The sequence below is a fragment of the Rhodococcus sp. NPDC076796 genome, assembly GCF_040702765.1.
Taxonomy (GTDB): Bacteria; Actinomycetota; Actinomycetes; order Mycobacteriales; family Mycobacteriaceae; genus Rhodococcoides.
Window position 1 is genome coordinate 512,650 of sequence record NZ_JBFBMS010000001.1, and the last position, 16,685, is coordinate 529,334.

Below are 16,685 nucleotides of genomic sequence, written 5' to 3' on the forward strand. Positions count from 1 at the left end.
TGCCGCCTGCCGTCGACCGGGGGCCGTTTTCGCAGGTCTGAAGTTTCCTGGGTTGACAAATCTGATTGCCGAAACTGCAATGGTGTCATGGAAGAGTCGAACACCGGCCTGGACGAGGTCATCGCTGGCCTCGGCCCCCGCCTCAAGCGCATCAGGATGGAGAAGAACACGACACTGGCATCGCTGTCGGACACCACGGGAATTTCGATCAGCACACTGTCGCGACTCGAGTCCGGTGACCGCAAGCCCAGCCTCGAACTGCTGTGGCCCATCGCTCGGGCCCATCAGATGAAACTCGACGATCTGGTGACCGCGCCGCCCGTGGCGGACCCTCGGGTGCGCACCACGGCCACCGTTCGCGAAAACGTGACGATCCTTCCCCTGACGCTGCGTCCGGGCGGCCTGCAGGCGTACAAGCTCCTGATCCGCCCGGAAAGCTCGGAGCCGCGGCCCAGGACCCACGAGGGGTACGAGTGGTTCTACGTCCTCGACGGCACCCTCCGCCTGATTCTCGGCGAGCACGATCTGACGATGAAGGCCGGTGAGGCAGCCGAATTCGACACTCGTGTGCCGCACTGGTTCGGTGCCGTCGGCAACCGGCCGGTGGAGCTTCTGAGCCTGTTCGGACCCCAGGGCGAGCGGATGCACGTGCGGGCAAAACCGACGGTATGAAATGTCATGTCCGTGTGAGACAGTGAAGCCCGCTCGACGCCAGGATCCGCTTCGGTCATCCGCACCGACCACAACATCTCGAGGAAAAAGATGACCGACAGACTGCCCGAATCGCCTGCATCTCGCACTCACGTGGACATCGCAACCGGAGTGCTCGTCGGGATCCACGGTGGATCCGTTGCCGACGCCATCGACGAGCTGTTCACGACCGCGAGAAATCACCGGGTCAGTCTGTTCGAGCTCTCTCGCACGCTCATCACCGTCGCGGAGGGCCGCGATATCGAGCGATCCTCGGCCACCGATGCGGTGTACGAGGTATGGGGCTCGGCACTCGGCCGTCGAGGCGCAGAGACGACCTTCGGCTTGGTCACCGATTCCGCAGCGATCTGATCGAACCAGCGATCCGATCGAACCGGGAAGCTAGCCGCGAACGGATGGATCGCTGCGTAGCTCCGGAAATCGCGCCGTCATCGCATCGATGTGTCGGTACATTTCGTAGAGCTCGGTCCGGAGCTTCGACGCCTCGGACTCGAACGCTCGGGCCCGGGATTCGGCGCGATCCGCGCGAGCACGAAACGCCTTGGACTGTGCCTGTTCGATGGACGCCGAACACGTCTCGATGTGTTCGGCCAGTCCTCTCGCGAACACCCTCGCCTGCTCGAGGTTGACGGCATAGTTGTCGTCTCGCGGAGCCGGTGACGCCGCGCCGTTCGCTGTGCCCATGAAAACTCGTCACCCTCGATCGTCGGCCGTAAATTCTTTCGCGACTCTACGCTCGGCACCGAACGCTTCGTCCGTGAACCGGGGTCACCCGAAGACGAGCGCCAGGACGACAGATGCCGAGGTGGCAGCAATGGCGATGACAATGGTCGCCGCGATCGCACGCTGCCGCACCGTTCGGTAGCTGGACCCTGTGCGGTCGTACTCGGAGTCGTCCTGATCGCCGTCCGTGCCGTAGAAGTCGTCCGAGTTCAGCCCGTCCTCGTCGAAGTAGACGACGTCTCGCGGCGGCACCCATTGCTGACCGTTGGCTTCTATCGCGGCTCCGAGCCGTTCCAGCCGTATCCGAGCGCGGGTGGGATACCAGTCGGAGGGCGCGTGGATGGGCAGGGCCCGCGCCATCATCAGAGGCGACCTGTACTGCTTCTCCAGTGCGGCGAACGCAGCGGACGCCGTCGGATCGTCATCGGACTTGTCGGTGAGGAACCATGCCGCTCCAGCCGCCGCACGATCGCCGAGCACCAGATACGTGTACGCGAGCAATTCGAGAATGCCGGGCGACGTCGGGTTCCGAACCAATGCGCCGACCAGTCGATCGCGAGCAGCGATGCTGTCTCCGCGCGCCAGATCCTCCTGCGCTCGATCGATCACGTCCACGCGTCGACAATAACTCGTGCACACGAAAAAGCCCCTGCCGGACAACCGGAAGGGGCTTTCATCGTGCTTGTCGATCCAACACCGTGGTGGCCAGGGCCGGGATCGAACCGGCGACCTTCCGCTTTTCAGGCGGACGCTCGTACCAACTGAGCTACCTGGCCGGGCGGCACCGGTAAAACAATGCCATCGCAATGTCGGTACTTTCGTACCGATGTTGCGACCCTGACGGGACTCGAACCCGCGACCTCCGCCGTGACAGGGCGGCGCGCTAACCAACTGCGCCACAGGGCCTTGCTGTTGTTGCCGCGCTATTTCTAGCGCAGTAACTCTCCGAACTGCAAATCCGCATCTCGCAGGAAGCGAGACGAAGAATGCTGTACTGCCGACCGGATTGTCAATCCGATCTCTTCCTACGTACCCCCTACGGGATTCGAACCCGCGCTACCGCCTTGAAAGGGCGGCGTCCTAGGCCGCTAGACGAAGGGGGCCCGCCGAACTGCTTCGACGTTACCCTCAACGGCGTTCCGTTGGGAGCTGGGATAGCTTAGGACACTTTTGTTGTAAATCTCAAACTGGCAGGTCAGAGGTGGTTTTCGCGCAGTTTTCGCCGTAGTGCTCCCACCCGTGCAACTTGAATTCCGCGAGCCAACGCTCCGACGCCATCGCAAGCAGCACGACCTCGACGGACTCCTCGAACCGCTCGCGCAGATCTGCGTTGTCTGCCACCAGATCCGACATGTACCGCTGACCCGCCATCGACGCGGCGAGCACTCGTACGAACTTGGTCGCGTCGAACTCCGGTTTCAGGTCACCCATCGCCAGCGCCCGCTCGGCCTGCGCGTGCCCCTGAGCGCCCCAGACTCGACCGCCACCCGAATGAACTTCCGCGTAGAACTCCGGCTCGACTATCAGCCGAAACTCGGCACGCACGATCACGTCGTTCTGGAAGTTCTGCGCTATGTCGTCCACGATCCCGCGGATGACATAGAACGGATGTGCAGTGGTGTCGGCCCACTTCTCCGTGATGGCGACGTACCGATCCAGTCCGGCCCCGAGCACAGCTCGGGCCAGATCTTCCTTCGACTGGAAGTGGAAATACATCGCACCCTTGGTGGCATTGGAGCCCTCCAAGATGGTGTTGACGGATGCCGCTGCGTATCCACGCTTGGCGAATTCCGCCGCCGCCGCCTCCACGATGGCAGCCCGGGTCCGCCGTGCGCGCTCTTGTTGTGCCATTTATTCCGTGCCTCCGAGCCCCAAGCGCCCTGCGTATCCGCAGGTAGTACAGATAGAGAGTACTTCACCCGAACGACACGCGAGTCGACTCACCTACGGTTCGCTTCGACACACACACCCGACAGAAAAATCGGTTAGGCAACCGAAACAAGCCGGATGGTATGATCTGCGCGGCTCGAGTGCGCTGCAGGGGGTGCGCACTCGAGCCGCTTCTCGACGTGGTCCACAACCGTCGGCAACGCAGCACTACTCAGAACTTTCCTGCGCAGAATCACACCCCGACCGACTCTCCCTCGGCGGCATTCGGGGCACATTCGAGGCACAACCGAGTTTCGCGAACCGAATGGTCGACGCATCGCCCATGCCGCCGTCGGGCCTACAACCGATTTCGGTTGAAAACCGAATTACATTTCACGGTAAGGGATCTCGAGCCCGGGAAGCTTCGCATTGCTCGTTAGCATTTCAAATCTATTGCCCACCAATCGAATACGCAGGTACCGCTACTACCAATCGGTCAAATCCATTGCACGGTAATCGATATGAGAAAGACCGGTCGGTAACGTTTTCGACACGTTCGAAGGTCAAGCGCCGAGCTCACGCCCGCGCTGACTTACTGTGACATGCACCATATGGGGAGTTCGGCCGATCGGAAACGAGTGAATGCCATGAAGGTATCGATCCGCCCATTTCGTTCCATCACAACTCTGTTCGCGGTGGCCGTGCTCGCTCTGTCGACAACCGGCACGGCGGTTGCAGACCCCCTGGGCAACTTCATCGCTCCCGTCCCCGACCCGGCACTCTATCTACCCACCCCACTGGGCGAGCCCTGGTTCGATCCCCCCGCAGGCTACGAACAACAACCTCCCGGGTCGGTGCTGGCAACCCGACAGGTGACCGTCGGACCGCTGTTCACGCCGGTCACTTCGACTCAGATCCTGTTTCGCACCACCGATTCCAAGGACCGCCCCGTTGCTGCGGCCACCACCGTGATCGTGCCGGTCGCACCGTGGACCGGGGCCGGGAGCCGACCCGTCGTCGCATACAACATGGCCATCAACTCACTCGGCAACACATGCGCGCCGTCCTGGCTGCTCCCCCGCGGGCTCGCGCGGGAGATCCCCGCTGTTCAGGCCTTCCTGGCCAAGAACTACGCCGTCGTCGTCACCGACCACGAGGGGCCACGACAGGCCTACGCGGCCGGACGCATGGCCGGGCACGCGGTGCTCGACGCCCTCCGAGCCATGGTCCGACTGCCCGAGCTCGGTTTGCCCGCGTCGTCTCCCATCGCCGTGACGGGGTACTCGGGTGGGGCGATCGCCACAGGATGGGCCGCACAATTGGCCCCCACGTACGCGCCCGACGTCAATCTGGTCGGCGCGGCGTTCGGTGGTCCACCGACTGATTACCGGATTCTGCTGACGTCGATGAACGGAACGGCCGCGTCGACGCTCTTCCTGTCCGCAGCACTCGGGGTGGCCCGCGAGTACCCCGAACTGTTCTCGCTCATGAACGCCAACGGACTGCGTCTGGCCACGATCGCCAAGGACATGTGCGTCAGCCTGCTCGCCCCCGGTGGAGTGGTGGCCCCGATCCCGGCGCAGGCGCTCTCGGACATCCCGAATGTCGATCGCACCGAGATCGCCGAGAGTGTCATCGCCGCGACCCGTCTCGGCGGTGACCTCGCGCCCACCATCCCCACCATGATCTACCAGGGCCAACAGGAGTTCTGGATTCCTCGGCAAGGAGCCGAGACCCTCTACGACGAATGGTGCGCTCAGGGTGCGAACGTCAGACTCGAGGAGTATCTCGGCGAGCACCTGATCGTTGCCTTCAGCGGCATTCCCGGCGCGTACGCCTGGATCGACGACCGGCTGGCCGGCATTCCGGTGCCGCAAGGATGCAGCAGCTTCGGACGCTGACCGGTCGGCACCGGTGCCGGGGGTACTGCCCGTCGGTGCTGCGCGGCCCATTACACTTTCGACCCGCGCCCCTATAGCTCAGTTGGTAGAGCTACGGACTTTTAATCCGCAGGTCGTAGGTTCGAGTCCTACTGGGGGCACCACACACCGTCCGGGTAACAGTGATCACACCTGTCCGGAACGTACACTCGAACGTAACGATCGGCCGAGACCGAGCGACGTGCAGGGGGAACTGCAGCGGTCGTGAACTCGCGAAGGCCGGCCGGAAGATCGGCGCTCCGGGGGCACTTCGCGCCGATCGACACCGAACATCACGACCGCCGGAACAGCAAGTGAACAGGCGCGACGAGGTTCACACCGAACCTACGGTGCCGTAAGCTGGACCGGTCGTACGCAATCTATGGAGGCGATCTAATGGCGAGGGATCTGACACAGCTCGAGCTTCTGCAAGAGCTGGTGCCCACTGCCGAGGACAATGTGAACCGTCACATTTCGATGGCGCGGGAGTGGCACCCTCACGACTACGTTCCGTGGGACGAAGGCCGTAACTTCGCCGCACTCGGCGGTCAGGACTACGACCCGGAGCAGTCCAAACTCTCCGACGTCGCACAGGCCGCGATGATCACCAACCTGCTCACCGAGGACAACCTGCCGTCCTACCACCGTGAGATCGCCGAGAACTTCTCCCAGGACGGTGCCTGGGGAACCTGGGTCGGTCGCTGGACCGCCGAAGAGAACCGCCACGGCATCGTCATGCGCGACTACCTCGTCGTCACCCGCGGCGTCGATCCCGTCGCCCTCGAAGAAGCCCGCATGATCCACATGACCAACGGGTTCGCCTCGCCGGCAGGGTCGCAGACGGGCCTACTGCACTCGGTCGCCTACGTGACCTTCCAGGAGCTCGCCACCCGCGTCTCGCACCGCAACACCGGCAAGGTCTGCGACGATCCGATCGCCGACCGCATGCTCCAGCGCATCGCCGCCGACGAGAACCTGCACATGATCTTCTACCGCAACATCACCGGCGCAGCGATGGACATCGCTCCCGACCAGACTCTCGACGCGGTCTCCGACATCGTGACGAACTTCGTCATGCCCGGTGCCGGGATGCCGAACTTCCGCCGCAACGGTGTGCTGATGGCCAAGCACGGCATCTACGACCTGCGTCAACACCTCGAGGACGTCGTCTGGCCGGTACTGCGCAAGTGGAGCGTCTTCGAGCGCAACGACTTCACCGCACGCGGTGAGAACAAGCGCGAAGAACTCGCCGCGTTCCTCGAAGACCTCGAACGTCAGGCCACCAAGTTCGAGGAGATGCGCGATCGCTCCCTCGCCCGCGAACGCGCGAAGGCCGAAGCACGCGCGTCGTAAGCTCGGATCGATTGGTGTGCCCGGTACCGACCTCGGTACCGGGCACCCTTTTTTCTCCTGACAGTTCTCCCTCCGTTCCAAAGGCTTGTGTTCCATGACATTGCAGATCGGTTCACTCGAGTTGCGCAGCCCCGTCGTCCTCGCACCGATGGCCGGCGTCACCAATGTGGCGTTCCGCACCCTGTGCAGGGAGCAGGAGTTGGAGCGGGCAGGCAGCACCTCGGGCCTGTACGTGTGCGAGATGGTCACAGCACGCGCGCTCGTCGAACGGCAGCCGGCCACGATGCACATGACGACCTTCGGCCCCACCGAAACCCCGCGGTCACTGCAGCTCTACACCGTCGATCCGGACACCACGTACGCCGCGGCGAAGATGATCGTCGACGACGATCTGGCCGACCACATAGACATGAACTTCGGCTGCCCGGTTCCGAAGGTCACCCGAAAGGGCGGCGGTGCCGCGCTGCCCTACAAGCGGAACCTGTTCGGCCGCATCGTCGCTGCTGCCGTCAAGGCGACCGAGGGCACCGACATTCCCGTCACCGTCAAGTTCCGCGTCGGCATCGACGAGAACCACCACACTCATCTCGATGCAGGTCGGATCGCCGCCGACGAGGGCGCGGCAGCAGTGGCGTTGCACGCCAGAACTGCCTCGCAGCGTTACTCCGGCACCGCCGACTGGAACGAGATCGCTCGACTCAAGGAACATGTCTCCGGCATCCCGGTGCTGGGCAACGGTGACATCTTCTCGGCGTCCGACGCGGTCCGCATGATGGCGGAGACCGGGTGCGACGGCGTCGTCGTCGGGCGTGGTTGCCTCGGTCGGCCCTGGCTGTTCGCAGAGCTCAGTGCCCGACTGAACGGCAGGCCCGAGCCCACTCCACCCACCCTCGGCGAGGTGGCCACCATCATCGCTCGGCATGCCGAGCTGCTCGCTCAGCATCACGGCGAGAGCAAGGGTCTGCGTGAGCTGCGCAAGCACGTGTCGTGGTACCTCCGCGGCTTTCCGGCGGGATCGGACCTGCGGGTCTCGATGGCGTTGGTGTCCACTCTCGCCGAACTGGACGACCTTCTGGCGCAGCTCGATCCGACCGTTCCGTTTCCCAAGGACGCCGAAGGCCCCCGTGGTCGGCAGGGCTCGCCGGGCGCGGTGTCGCTGCCCGACGGTTGGCTCGACGATCCGGAGGACGTCTGCGTCCCCGCCGGTGCCGACCTGATGCATTCCGGCGGCTGATTCGCAGCTGACCAGCCGCCCACCTCGCACGAGTGGACCATGCCGCTCGAGTCAGTACTATGGCTGGGATTGCCGAGTTGACGGCGCGTGCGTGTGATGGAAGGCCAGGTTCGAATTCGTGGGAGACGATCGAGAGTCGGGCCCGTCCATGCCCGAGGGTCGCGCCCCATGGGAGCGCCCGCTGTCATCGATCGGACGTTCCGGGCAGCGCCCACCTCGCTCCGACAGCCCTGCAACACCGGACGCGGAGCAACCGCCGCAGCCCGGAGACAGCGGCAGGCTCGGCAAACGATCACCGCGTAACGCCGACACCGTCTCGGTGGCCGAGTTGGTGGACAAGATGTCGCGCTCGGGATCGATGCGGCGGGTGCCGGCCGAACGTCCCGAAGTCGAAGAGCCGACCGAGGTCATCGCCCCCATCACCGATTCCACTCCCCCGCCCGCCCGAGCAGTGCCGCCGACTCCGCCCCCGCATGCGGCACCGGAACCGGTGGGATCGCCCGCAGCGGATCGCCCGGCTCTGACCCGATTGGCGATGAGCCGAGTGCGTCGACGCCGCCGGGTGCGGATGATCGGCCGAAGCCTGGTCTCCCTCGTCGCGATCCTGGCGGTGGCCCTGACCGGAGTGGTGTGGGGATACCTACGCAATACCGATCAAGGATTTCTCCAGGTCGCCGCGCTCGACCCCGATTCGACCGACGTCGTCGACGCCGCAGGCCAATACGGCGACGAGACATATCTGATCGTGGGCACCGACACCCGCGCCGGAGCCAGCGGTGAGGTGGGAGCCGGTACCGTCGCCGACGCCGAAGGATCGCGCTCGGACACCGTCATGTTGGTCAACATCCCCGCCGACCGCAGTCGCGTCGTCGCGGTGTCCTTCCCCCGCGACCTCGACGTGACGCGGCCGGAGTGCGAGCAGTTCGACAACGTCACCAATACCTACACCGGGGAGATGTTCCCCGAGGCCTACGGCGACAAGCTCAACGCCACCTATGCCCTCGGCGGCCCGAAGTGTCTGGTCAAGACCATCCAGAAGATCTCGGGCCTGCGCATCGGACACTTCGTAGGGATGGACTTCGCCGGGTTCGAGTCCATGGTCGACGAGGTCGGCGGTGTCGAGGTCTGCACGGCGCAACCCCTGTTCGACTACGAACTCGGAAATGTTCTTCCCGACGTCGGAACACAGCGCATCGACGGCCGAACCGCACTGAACTACGTTCGGGCGCGCAACGTCGAGTCCGAGGGCAACGGCGATTACGGCCGCATCAAGCGACAGCAGCGTTTCCTGTCGTCACTGCTCAGGTCTGCTCTCTCGAACAACGTGCTGCTCGATCCAGGCAAGCTCAACGGGTTCGTCAACGCGTTCACCTCGGACACCTTCGTCGAGAACGTCAGGACTCAGGACCTGGTGACACTGGGACGCTCGCTGCAGAACGTGGACGCCGGTGCGGTCACCTTCCTGACCATCCCCACCACCGGCACCAACGACTACGGCAACGAGATCCCCAACGACGACGCGATCGGTGCGATCTTCCAGGCCATCATCGACGACGCTCCCCTGCCCGGTGAGGAACGCGCGGAGCCGGTCACACCCGAAGCGCCCGCACCTGCCGCCGCACCCGACGCGCCGCTGTTGGCCGTCGATCCGGGAACCGTCTCTCTGCAGGTGTCCAACGCATCCGACATCGCCGGGATGGCTCAGACGGCGTCGGACGAACTCGCGGTCTACGGATTCCAGATCCTGACGGTCGGCAACTTCTCGGGCACCGCAGCGCAGACCGTGGTGCGCTACTCGCAGGATCAGGAGGCGGCTGCGGCGACGGTCGCATCGGCGATCCCCGGCGCTGCCATCGAGCTGGCACCGAGCCTGAACAATGTCGTCGATGTCGTGCTCGGCTCGAACTATCCCGGATACACCCAGTACCCGACGGCATTCGGCACCGAAATCGATCCCACTCAGGTGGAAGGGACCACCCAGAGTGCGCCCCTTCCGGAGGATCTCTCGTACACCAATGCCGCCGACGACACGTGCGCCTGACTTCATTCATGCTCCGTTAACCCTCGGGACAGAGAACTGGTCGGAGTGACCTACTAAACTTCGCTCATGCGCGTCGCCTACAACGAACAGATGAACGAGCTTGCCGATCTCCTCGGAGAGATGGCGAGCCTGGCTGGTACGGCCATGGAAAAGGCCACTCAGTCCCTCCTTCAAGCAGACCTGGTGCTCGCCGAGCAGGTCATTTCCGAACACGACAGGATCACCGAGCTCAGCGCGGTGTGCGAGGAGAAGGCCTTCACGCTTCTCGCCCTGCAGGCTCCGGTCGCAGGCGATCTCCGTTCGGTGGTGGCCGGCATTCAGATCGTCGCCGACATCGACCGTATGGGCGCACTCGCACTCCATGTCGCCAAGATCACCCGTCGCAGGCACCCGAACCACGCCCTCCCCGAGGTCGTCAACGGGTACTTCGCCGAGATGGGTCGCCTCGCCGTTCAGATCGGCGCTTCGGCCCGCGAGGTCCTCGAGACCCGCGATCCCGAGCGCGCTGCGAAGCTGCAGGAGGAGGACGAGGCAATGGACGACCTGCACCGTCACCTCTTCACGGTGCTGATGGACCGCGAGTGGAGCCATGGCGTCGCTGCTGCAGTCGACGTGACACTGCTCGGTCGCTTCTACGAGCGATTCGCCGATCACGCCGTCGAGGTCGGCCGTCGGGTGATCTTCCTGGTGACGGGCGAACTGCCCCTCGACCTGAGCCACAACAACATTCCCACCTCGTAGTACCCACCCTCGTCGAGACCGAGTGGCGCTGCGCTGCAGCGCTACTCGGCTTTCGTAGCGGAGTAGCCAGCCGCATCGGACCAACGATCGCAGACACGCACGAAGAACCCCCGCCGCGCTTTCGCTCGACGGGGGTTCTGGCGTTCGTGTGTGGTTATCCGAAGCGGCCGGAGATGTAGTCCTCGGTGGCCTTCTGCGTCGGGTTGGAGAAGATCTTCTCGGTGTCGTCGATCTCGATGAGCTTGCCGGGCTTGCCGGTCGCCTCGAGGTTGAAGAAGCCGGTCTGATCGCTCACGCGTGCAGCCTGCTGCATGTTGTGCGTGACGATCACGATCGTGAAGTCCTGCTTGAGTTCCTGGATAAGGTCCTCGATGGCAAGGGTGGAGATGGGGTCGAGAGCCGAGCACGGCTCGTCCATCAGCAGAACGTCGGGCGAGACCGCGATCGCGCGAGCGATGCACAGACGCTGCTGCTGACCGCCGGAGAGGCCGCCGCCTGGCTTGTCGAGGCGATCCTTGACCTCGGTCCAGAGGTTGGCACCCTTGAGCGAGCGCTCGGCGATCTCGTCGAGTTCCTTCTTGCCGCGGCCGCCCTGCAACTTCAGGCCGGCGACGACGTTGTCCCGGATCGACATCGTCGGGAACGGGTTGGGGCGCTGGAAGACCATGCCGATGGTGCGACGCACACCCACGGGGTCGACGCCGCCGCCGTAGATGTCCTCGCCGTCGAGCAGCACCGAACCTTCGACGCGGGCACCGGGGGTGACCTCGTGCATGCGGTTGAGCGATCGCAGGACGGTCGACTTACCGCAGCCGGACGGTCCGATGAACGCGGTGACGCTGCGCGGCGGTACGGCCAGAGTGACGTCGGAGACGGCGTGGAACTTGCCGTAGTAGATGTTGACGTCTTTGAGATCGAGACGCTTTGCCATGTTCTTCGTCCTTAGAATTCGCTGGAGTCGGGTGGGTCAGAAGTTCTTGGGCGAGAAGAACTTCGAGACCAACTTCGCGCCGATGTTGAGTATTGCCACGATCAGGATCAGCGTCAGGGCTGCTCCCCACATGCGCTCAGCGGTGAGCACGCCGGTTCCTGCTTTCTGCAGGTCGACCATCATGAGCGGCAGAGACGTCTGCGGCCCCTCGAAGATGTTGAAGTTGATGGCGGTGGCCGATCCCACCAGGATCAGCACCGGTGCCGTCTCACCCATCACGCGGGCCAGAGCCAGCATGATTCCGGTGACGATGCCGGACAGGGCCGTGGGGATGACGATCTTGGCGATGGTCTTCCACTTCGGCACGCCGAGCGCGTAGGACGCCTCGCGCAGATCCTGAGGAACGATGCGCAGCATTTCCTCGGCCGACCGCACGATCACGGGGATCATCAGCAGAACGAGGGCGAATGCGACGGCCACACCGGATCGCTGGAATCCGAAGGTGGCGATCCACAGCGCGTAGATGAACAGGGCCGCGACGATGGACGGCACTCCGGTGAGAATGTCGACCATGAAGGTGGTGACTCGGGCCAGCCGCGTGCCCACGCCGTATTCGACGAGGTAGATGGCGACGAAGATGCCGATCGGGATGGAGATGATGGCGCAGAACAGTCCTTGCAGGAGTGTGCCGACGATGGCGTGATAGGCACCGCCACCTGCGATGAACTGGGTGACGCCGGCCTGCGAGTTCTGCCACCAGGTGGGCGACACGACCGCGGACAGTCCGCGGGAGATCACCGTGTAGAGCACCCAGATCAACGGGACGAGAGCCACCAGCACCGAGAGGCTGACGAGGATCGTCGCCGACAGGTTGGACGCCTTACGCCGAGCGCTGACGCCCTGGAAGGTGGGTTCCTTGACGGGCTTGTCCATGGTTGCGGTCATGGGTCAGTCCTTCTTTCCGGCGATGGCGGCGCGAGCACCGGCGTTGACGACGAAGGTCAGGACGAAGAGCACCAGACCCGCGGCGATGTAGGCACCGGCTTGGAGCGGGTTGTTGAACTCGCCTGCGGCCAGCGCGATCTTCGTGGCGAAGGTGGAACCGCCGTCGAACAACGTTCCGCCGAAGGTCGACTGGGTGCTGCGAATGATGATGTAGAGCGCGATGGTCTCACCGAGTGCACGACCGAGACCGAGCATGGAGCCACTGACGTAACCGGACTTTCCGAACGGAATGACCGTGGTGCGCACGACCTCCCAGCGGGTAGCCCCGAGTGCGAGAGCGGCTTCGATCTGCCCCTTCGGCGTCTGCATGAACACCTCGCGAGTGACGGCGGCGATGATCGGCAGGATCATGACGGCGAGCACGATGCCACCGGTGAAGATGGTGCCACCGCCGGCGATGGAGACCGACCCGGTACCGAAGAGCGGGAACCAACCCAGGTTGGTGTTCAGCCACTCGGCGAACGGGCTGATAACCGGCGCGAGGACGTACAGGCCCCAGAGACCGAAGACGATCGACGGGACTGCGGCCAGCAGGTCGATGACGTAGCCGAGCGGTCCCGCGACTCGCTTGGGTGCGTAGTTCGTCAGGTAGATGGCGATGCCGAGTGCGACAGGCATCGCGAGGATCAGTGCGAACAGCGACACCGTGACGGTGACGAGGAACAGATCGAGAACACCGAACACCATGGCCGAGGTGTTGGTCGTGTCCCAGGCACCGTTGTAGGTCAGGAAGTTGACCGTGTTGTTCGACAGTGAGGGGATCGCGCGCCAGATCAGGAAGATGCCGACGGCAGCGATCAGGGCGATGATGAAGATACCCGAGCCCGTGGCGAGGCCGGAGAAGATCCTGTCACCGGGGCGGGTGACGGTCCCCGATTTTTTCTTCGTTGACAATTGTGGTTCTTCCGGTTTGTGCGCGGCACCCGCGGAGGGAGTGGTGGCCGCGGAGGGAACGCCGGTCATCGAGTGGGTGTCGCTCATACCGCTCACTGTCTCGTGTGGAGGTCGAGGACGGTCCTGCTTCGGCTCGCGTTTTCGCGAGCCGAAGCAGGATTACGTCTCATTGAATCAGGCGATTGCTTCGATAGCGGAGATCAGGCGCTCCTTGAAGCGGTCCGGCAGCGGCACGTAGCCGGCTTCTTCGAGGCCCTGCTGGCCCTCGTTCGCGGCGCTGAGCAGGAACGACTTGACTGCTGCCGAGGTGTCGGCGTCGTAGCCCGCCGAGCAGACGATCTCGTAGGTGGCGAGCACCAACGGGTAGGTGTCGGCCTCGTTGCTGGCGTACAGCGTGTCGAGGTCGAGCACCAGGTCGTTGCCCTCACCGGAGAAGGTCACGGCGTCGATGGCTGCGGCCGCAGTGTCGTTGCTCAGCTCGACCGGGCCGTTGCCGAAGTCGATGTTCGCGGCGCTGAGGCCTTCCTGCTCCACGAAGCCGAACTCGACGTACGTGACCGAGCCGGGAGTCCCGGAAACGGCCTGGGCGACGCCCGAGGAGCCGTTGGCACCTTCGCCGACGCCGCCGGCCCAGTCGGAGCTGTGGTCCAGGGTCCACGCCTCGGGAGCAGCATCGCTCAGGAAGCGCTGGAAGTTGTCGCTGGTGCCCGAGGAATCGGAGCGGTAGACCGGGGTGACCGGGGTGGCGGGCAGGTCGACGCCTTCGTTGAGGGCGGCGATCGCGGGATCGTTCCAGGTGGTGATCTGGCCGGTGAACATCCGTGCCGTGACATCGGGCGTGAGCACCAGGCTGTCGACGCCGTCGAGGTTGTAGGCCACTGCGACCGGCCCGAAGACCAGCGGCAGGTTCCATGCCGGGTTGCTGTCGCAGCGAGTGGCCGCTTCGGCTGCCTGCTCGTCCTTGATCGCGGAGTCGGATCCGGCGAAGTCGACCAGACCGGCGACGAACTGCGTACGACCGTTGCCCGAGCCGCTGGTGGTGTACTCGACGGACTTGCCGGAGCAGACGCTCGAGTAGACCGAGGTGAAGTTGGACATCGCGTTCTGCTGTGCAGACGATCCTTCGCCCGTGAGCGGAGACTTGCCCTCGCACGAGGCGGAAGAATCATCCGCGCCGACGGTTTCGACGTTCGCGTCGCTACCGCATGCGGTCAGCAACATGGCGCTGATGGCCACTGCACTCATGAGAGCACCGTTGCGCTTGAGGTTCACCTGTTTCCTCCGAGGAATCTTGGGCCGTGTCCACGGCTCGGACCTGATCGGCCGCGCTGTGACTGTGTGGGTGCCGGCTCGAGAAGAGAACCTCGCACCAGGCGGCGTAGGTTGCCGCCCATGGAGAAAGGTAGGGGCAGGTGGTAGACGTTTACCCCCGCGTGGGTGAACGGAAGATGAACACCGCAGTTGATATGTCCGTTTCAGACGCTGCGCGCGTATGCGGCGTCCACGTGGTAGTTCTCGAAACCCAGCTTGGTGTACGTGTGCACGGCAGCGGTGTTGTCGGCCTCGACGTAGAGCATGATCTGTCCCAGCTCTCTGCTGCGTAGGTAGTGCAGGCCGGCCAGCGTGAGCACTCGACCCAGACCACGCCCCTGCGACTGCGGGTCGATGCCGACCACGTACACCTCGCCGATGGCCGGCTCCACACCTTCGGCCCGGTGGACCTTCGTCCAGTGGAAACCGAGGAGGCGGTCACTGCCCTCCTCGAACGCCAGGAACAGACCGGCCGGATCGAACCACGATTCTTCTCGTCGTGCGTCGATGTCGCGATCGGTCCAGCCACCCTGTTCGGGATGCCAGGAGAATGCCGCGTTGTTCACACGCAGCAGCTCGGCATCGTCCTGATGCCCTCGATAGGTTCGAAGTGAGATTCCCTCCGGCACAACGACATCCGGAAGTTCGGGGTGCGCGGACGTGCGACGCATCTGCAGCAGCTCGCGAACCACCTGCAACTCGAGCCGCGCCGCAACGGACTGCGCAGCGGGCAGGTTGCCGTGTGCCCAGATTCGAGTGTCGGAGCCGATATCGAGTGCGCGAGAAATCAATTCGCGTCCGACGCCGCGACCGCGGGCCGGAGGATCCACGACGGCCTCGGCCATCCCGTCGGCGATTCCGACGTAGCCGAGGACACGATCACCCTCGGTGGCGACGAAACGAACCACCTCGTCACCGTCGTCGACGGCCTTGACGGCCTGCTCCGACAAGGGTGCGGTGCCGTCGACTTCCGTTGCGCGGGAAAGGATTCGATGAATCTCGTAGGACACACGGGAAGACGGTGCGCCGCCGTCGATCGAATGGACGTCGAAGGCAGAATCCGAATTCATCTACGAGAGAGTACTCTCTTGCTCGAACTCGAAATTCGCATCGTCGGAATCGCCGTCGGCAGCGTCCGATGCCACCGGTCCGCCCTTGGCGTTGCGCGCCGGACGAACGGCCTTGTATCCGACGTTGCGCACCGTACCGATGAGCGACTCGTACTCGGTACCGAGCTTGGCACGGAGGCGTCGAACATGGACGTCGACGGTGCGCGTGCCACCGAAGAAGTCGTAGCCCCACACTTCCTGCAGGAGCTGGGCGCGGGTGAAGACCCGGCCCGCATGCTGAGCCAGATACTTCAGCAGCTCGAATTCCTTGTACGTCAGATCGAGTGGACGGCCTCGCAGTCGCGCCGTGTAGGTGCCCTCGTCGATGACGAGCTCGCCGAGCGTGATCTTGCCCGAGGTCTCGGGGCTGGCGACTCCGCCGCTACGGCCGACCAGCAACCGCAGTCGAGCGTCCAGTTCGGCGGGACCGGTACCGGGGAGCAGGATGTCGTCGAGGCCCCAATCGGAGTTCACCGCCACGAGGCCGCCTTCGGTGAGGACAGCGACGACGGGGATGGCAGATCCGGTACTTCCCAACAGGCGACACAGTCCGCGAGCGGCAGCCAGATCGGTGCGAGCGTCCACCAGTGCGATGTCTGCCGAACCTGCTTCGAGAAGCGAGGACACCTCGGTGGGCACCGGACGGATGTGATGCGCCAGGAGAGCAAGGGACGGCAGAACGCCCTCCGGATTGGGATCGGAGGTCAGTAGTAGGAGCTCCACTGCGTCTCCATTCTTACTGCTGGCCGGTCCAGCCCAGGCTGGACTTGAGTGATCGTCAAGGACACAGACTAGCTTGTCCGTACAACCGGCCGAAGAGGGCAGTGCACGATTCGTCGGTCAC

Annotated in this window: 16 protein-coding genes and 4 tRNA genes; 8 read left to right on the top strand and 12 right to left on the bottom strand. The window is 64.2% G+C overall.

Features of this window, described 5'->3' with window-relative positions; all coding sequences use genetic code 11:
• Positions 1-87: 87 nt before the first annotated feature.
• Both AB0366_RS02480 and AB0366_RS02485 read left to right on the top strand, forming a co-directional pair.
• Positions 88-672: a helix-turn-helix domain-containing protein gene (locus AB0366_RS02480; protein WP_121870769.1), complete on the top strand. Its 585-nt coding sequence runs from the start codon at positions 88-90 to the stop codon at positions 670-672.
• A 90-nt stretch (positions 673-762) separates the two neighbouring features.
• Positions 763-1,062 (top strand): ANTAR domain-containing protein, encoded by a 300-nt coding sequence (locus AB0366_RS02485; RefSeq protein ID WP_366242573.1) that lies wholly within the window; start codon positions 763-765, stop codon positions 1,060-1,062.
• Between the two features lie 30 nt (positions 1,063-1,092).
• Here AB0366_RS02485 and AB0366_RS02490 read toward each other — a convergent pair whose 3' ends face one another.
• The 6 genes from AB0366_RS02490 to AB0366_RS02515 form a co-directional block, all read right to left on the bottom strand.
• Complete coding sequence (locus AB0366_RS02490) at positions 1,093-1,395, bottom strand: hypothetical protein (RefSeq protein WP_220709110.1); 303 nt, start codon at positions 1,393-1,395, stop codon at positions 1,093-1,095.
• 84 nt (positions 1,396-1,479) lie between these two features.
• Positions 1,480-2,049, bottom strand: coding sequence for a DUF6584 family protein (locus AB0366_RS02495; RefSeq protein WP_366242574.1), 570 nt, complete (start codon positions 2,047-2,049; stop codon positions 1,480-1,482).
• Between the two features lie 84 nt (positions 2,050-2,133).
• Positions 2,134-2,210, bottom strand: a tRNA-Phe gene (locus AB0366_RS02500).
• Between the two features lie 56 nt (positions 2,211-2,266).
• Positions 2,267-2,340: transfer RNA gene (locus AB0366_RS02505), tRNA-Asp, on the bottom strand.
• Between the two features lie 124 nt (positions 2,341-2,464).
• A tRNA-Glu gene (locus AB0366_RS02510) sits at positions 2,465-2,537 on the bottom strand.
• A gap of 79 nt (positions 2,538-2,616) precedes the next feature.
• A complete protein-coding gene (locus tag AB0366_RS02515; RefSeq protein WP_121870772.1) occupies positions 2,617-3,285 on the bottom strand; it encodes a TetR/AcrR family transcriptional regulator in 669 nt (222 codons plus the stop codon).
• A 665-nt stretch (positions 3,286-3,950) separates the two neighbouring features.
• On the opposite strand from AB0366_RS02515, the gene AB0366_RS02520 reads away from it, so the two are divergent.
• The 6 genes from AB0366_RS02520 (at position 3,951) to phoU (ending at position 10,591) form a co-directional block, all read left to right on the top strand.
• Positions 3,951-5,204, top strand: coding sequence for a lipase family protein (locus tag AB0366_RS02520; protein ID WP_366242575.1), 1,254 nt, complete (start codon positions 3,951-3,953; stop codon positions 5,202-5,204).
• A gap of 67 nt (positions 5,205-5,271) precedes the next feature.
• Positions 5,272-5,347, top strand: a tRNA-Lys gene (locus tag AB0366_RS02525).
• A 271-nt stretch (positions 5,348-5,618) separates the two neighbouring features.
• Positions 5,619-6,575, top strand: a complete 957-nt coding sequence (locus tag AB0366_RS02530) for an acyl-ACP desaturase (RefSeq protein ID WP_068283329.1) — start codon at positions 5,619-5,621, stop codon at positions 6,573-6,575.
• Between the two features lie 94 nt (positions 6,576-6,669).
• A complete protein-coding gene (gene dusB / locus AB0366_RS02535) occupies positions 6,670-7,809 on the top strand; it encodes a tRNA dihydrouridine synthase DusB (protein ID WP_366242576.1) in 1,140 nt (379 codons plus the stop codon).
• A gap of 148 nt (positions 7,810-7,957) precedes the next feature.
• A complete protein-coding gene (locus tag AB0366_RS02540) occupies positions 7,958-9,850 on the top strand; it encodes an LCP family protein (protein WP_366242966.1) in 1,893 nt (630 codons plus the stop codon).
• A gap of 66 nt (positions 9,851-9,916) precedes the next feature.
• Positions 9,917-10,591: a phosphate signaling complex protein PhoU gene (gene phoU, locus AB0366_RS02545; protein ID WP_121870780.1), complete on the top strand. Its 675-nt coding sequence runs from the start codon at positions 9,917-9,919 to the stop codon at positions 10,589-10,591.
• Positions 10,592-10,745: 154 nt separating this feature from the next.
• Here phoU and pstB read toward each other — a convergent pair whose 3' ends face one another.
• The 6 genes from pstB to AB0366_RS02575 form a co-directional block, all read right to left on the bottom strand.
• On the bottom strand, positions 10,746-11,522 hold the full coding sequence (gene pstB, locus AB0366_RS02550) for a phosphate ABC transporter ATP-binding protein PstB (RefSeq protein WP_121870781.1): 777 nt from the start codon (positions 11,520-11,522) through the stop codon (positions 10,746-10,748).
• A gap of 36 nt (positions 11,523-11,558) precedes the next feature.
• Positions 11,559-12,467, bottom strand: a complete 909-nt coding sequence (pstA, locus tag AB0366_RS02555; RefSeq protein WP_128645801.1) for a phosphate ABC transporter permease PstA — start codon at positions 12,465-12,467, stop codon at positions 11,559-11,561.
• A gap of 3 nt (positions 12,468-12,470) precedes the next feature.
• Complete coding sequence (gene pstC, locus AB0366_RS02560) at positions 12,471-13,508, bottom strand: phosphate ABC transporter permease subunit PstC (RefSeq protein ID WP_314145715.1); 1,038 nt, start codon at positions 13,506-13,508, stop codon at positions 12,471-12,473.
• 87 nt (positions 13,509-13,595) lie between these two features.
• Positions 13,596-14,693, bottom strand: a complete 1,098-nt coding sequence (gene pstS / locus AB0366_RS02565) for a phosphate ABC transporter substrate-binding protein PstS (RefSeq protein WP_366242577.1) — start codon at positions 14,691-14,693, stop codon at positions 13,596-13,598.
• Between the two features lie 203 nt (positions 14,694-14,896).
• Complete coding sequence (gene mshD, locus AB0366_RS02570; protein WP_366242578.1) at positions 14,897-15,802, bottom strand: mycothiol synthase; 906 nt, start codon at positions 15,800-15,802, stop codon at positions 14,897-14,899.
• Positions 15,803-16,564 (bottom strand): response regulator transcription factor, encoded by a 762-nt coding sequence (locus AB0366_RS02575; protein ID WP_121870786.1) that lies wholly within the window; start codon positions 16,562-16,564, stop codon positions 15,803-15,805.
• Positions 16,565-16,685 lie beyond the last annotated feature (121 nt).

What these genes read in the sequence shown, in the direction of transcription:
- AB0366_RS02480 (WP_121870769.1), top strand. Translation starts at nt 88, where the DNA reads ATGGAAGAGTCGAACACCGGCCTGGACGAGGTCATCGCTGGCCTCGGC.
- AB0366_RS02485 (WP_366242573.1), top strand. Translation starts at nt 763, where the DNA reads ATGACCGACAGACTGCCCGAATCGCCTGCATCTCGCACTCACGTGGAC.
- AB0366_RS02490 (WP_220709110.1), bottom strand. Translation starts at nt 1,395, where the DNA reads ATGGGCACAGCGAACGGCGCGGCGTCACCGGCTCCGCGAGACGACAAC.
- AB0366_RS02515 (WP_121870772.1), bottom strand. Translation starts at nt 3,285, where the DNA reads ATGGCACAACAAGAGCGCGCACGGCGGACCCGGGCTGCCATCGTGGAG.
- AB0366_RS02520 (WP_366242575.1), top strand. Translation starts at nt 3,951, where the DNA reads ATGAAGGTATCGATCCGCCCATTTCGTTCCATCACAACTCTGTTCGCG.
- AB0366_RS02530 (WP_068283329.1), top strand. Translation starts at nt 5,619, where the DNA reads ATGGCGAGGGATCTGACACAGCTCGAGCTTCTGCAAGAGCTGGTGCCC.
- dusB (WP_366242576.1), top strand. Translation starts at nt 6,670, where the DNA reads ATGACATTGCAGATCGGTTCACTCGAGTTGCGCAGCCCCGTCGTCCTC.
- AB0366_RS02540 (WP_366242966.1), top strand. Translation starts at nt 7,958, where the DNA reads ATGCCCGAGGGTCGCGCCCCATGGGAGCGCCCGCTGTCATCGATCGGA.
- phoU (WP_121870780.1), top strand. Translation starts at nt 9,917, where the DNA reads ATGCGCGTCGCCTACAACGAACAGATGAACGAGCTTGCCGATCTCCTC.
- pstB (WP_121870781.1), bottom strand. Translation starts at nt 11,522, where the DNA reads ATGGCAAAGCGTCTCGATCTCAAAGACGTCAACATCTACTACGGCAAG.
- pstA (WP_128645801.1), bottom strand. Translation starts at nt 12,467, where the DNA reads ATGACCGCAACCATGGACAAGCCCGTCAAGGAACCCACCTTCCAGGGC.
- pstC (WP_314145715.1), bottom strand. Translation starts at nt 13,508, where the DNA reads ATGAGCGACACCCACTCGATGACCGGCGTTCCCTCCGCGGCCACCACT.
- mshD (WP_366242578.1), bottom strand. Translation starts at nt 15,802, where the DNA reads ATGAATTCGGATTCTGCCTTCGACGTCCATTCGATCGACGGCGGCGCA.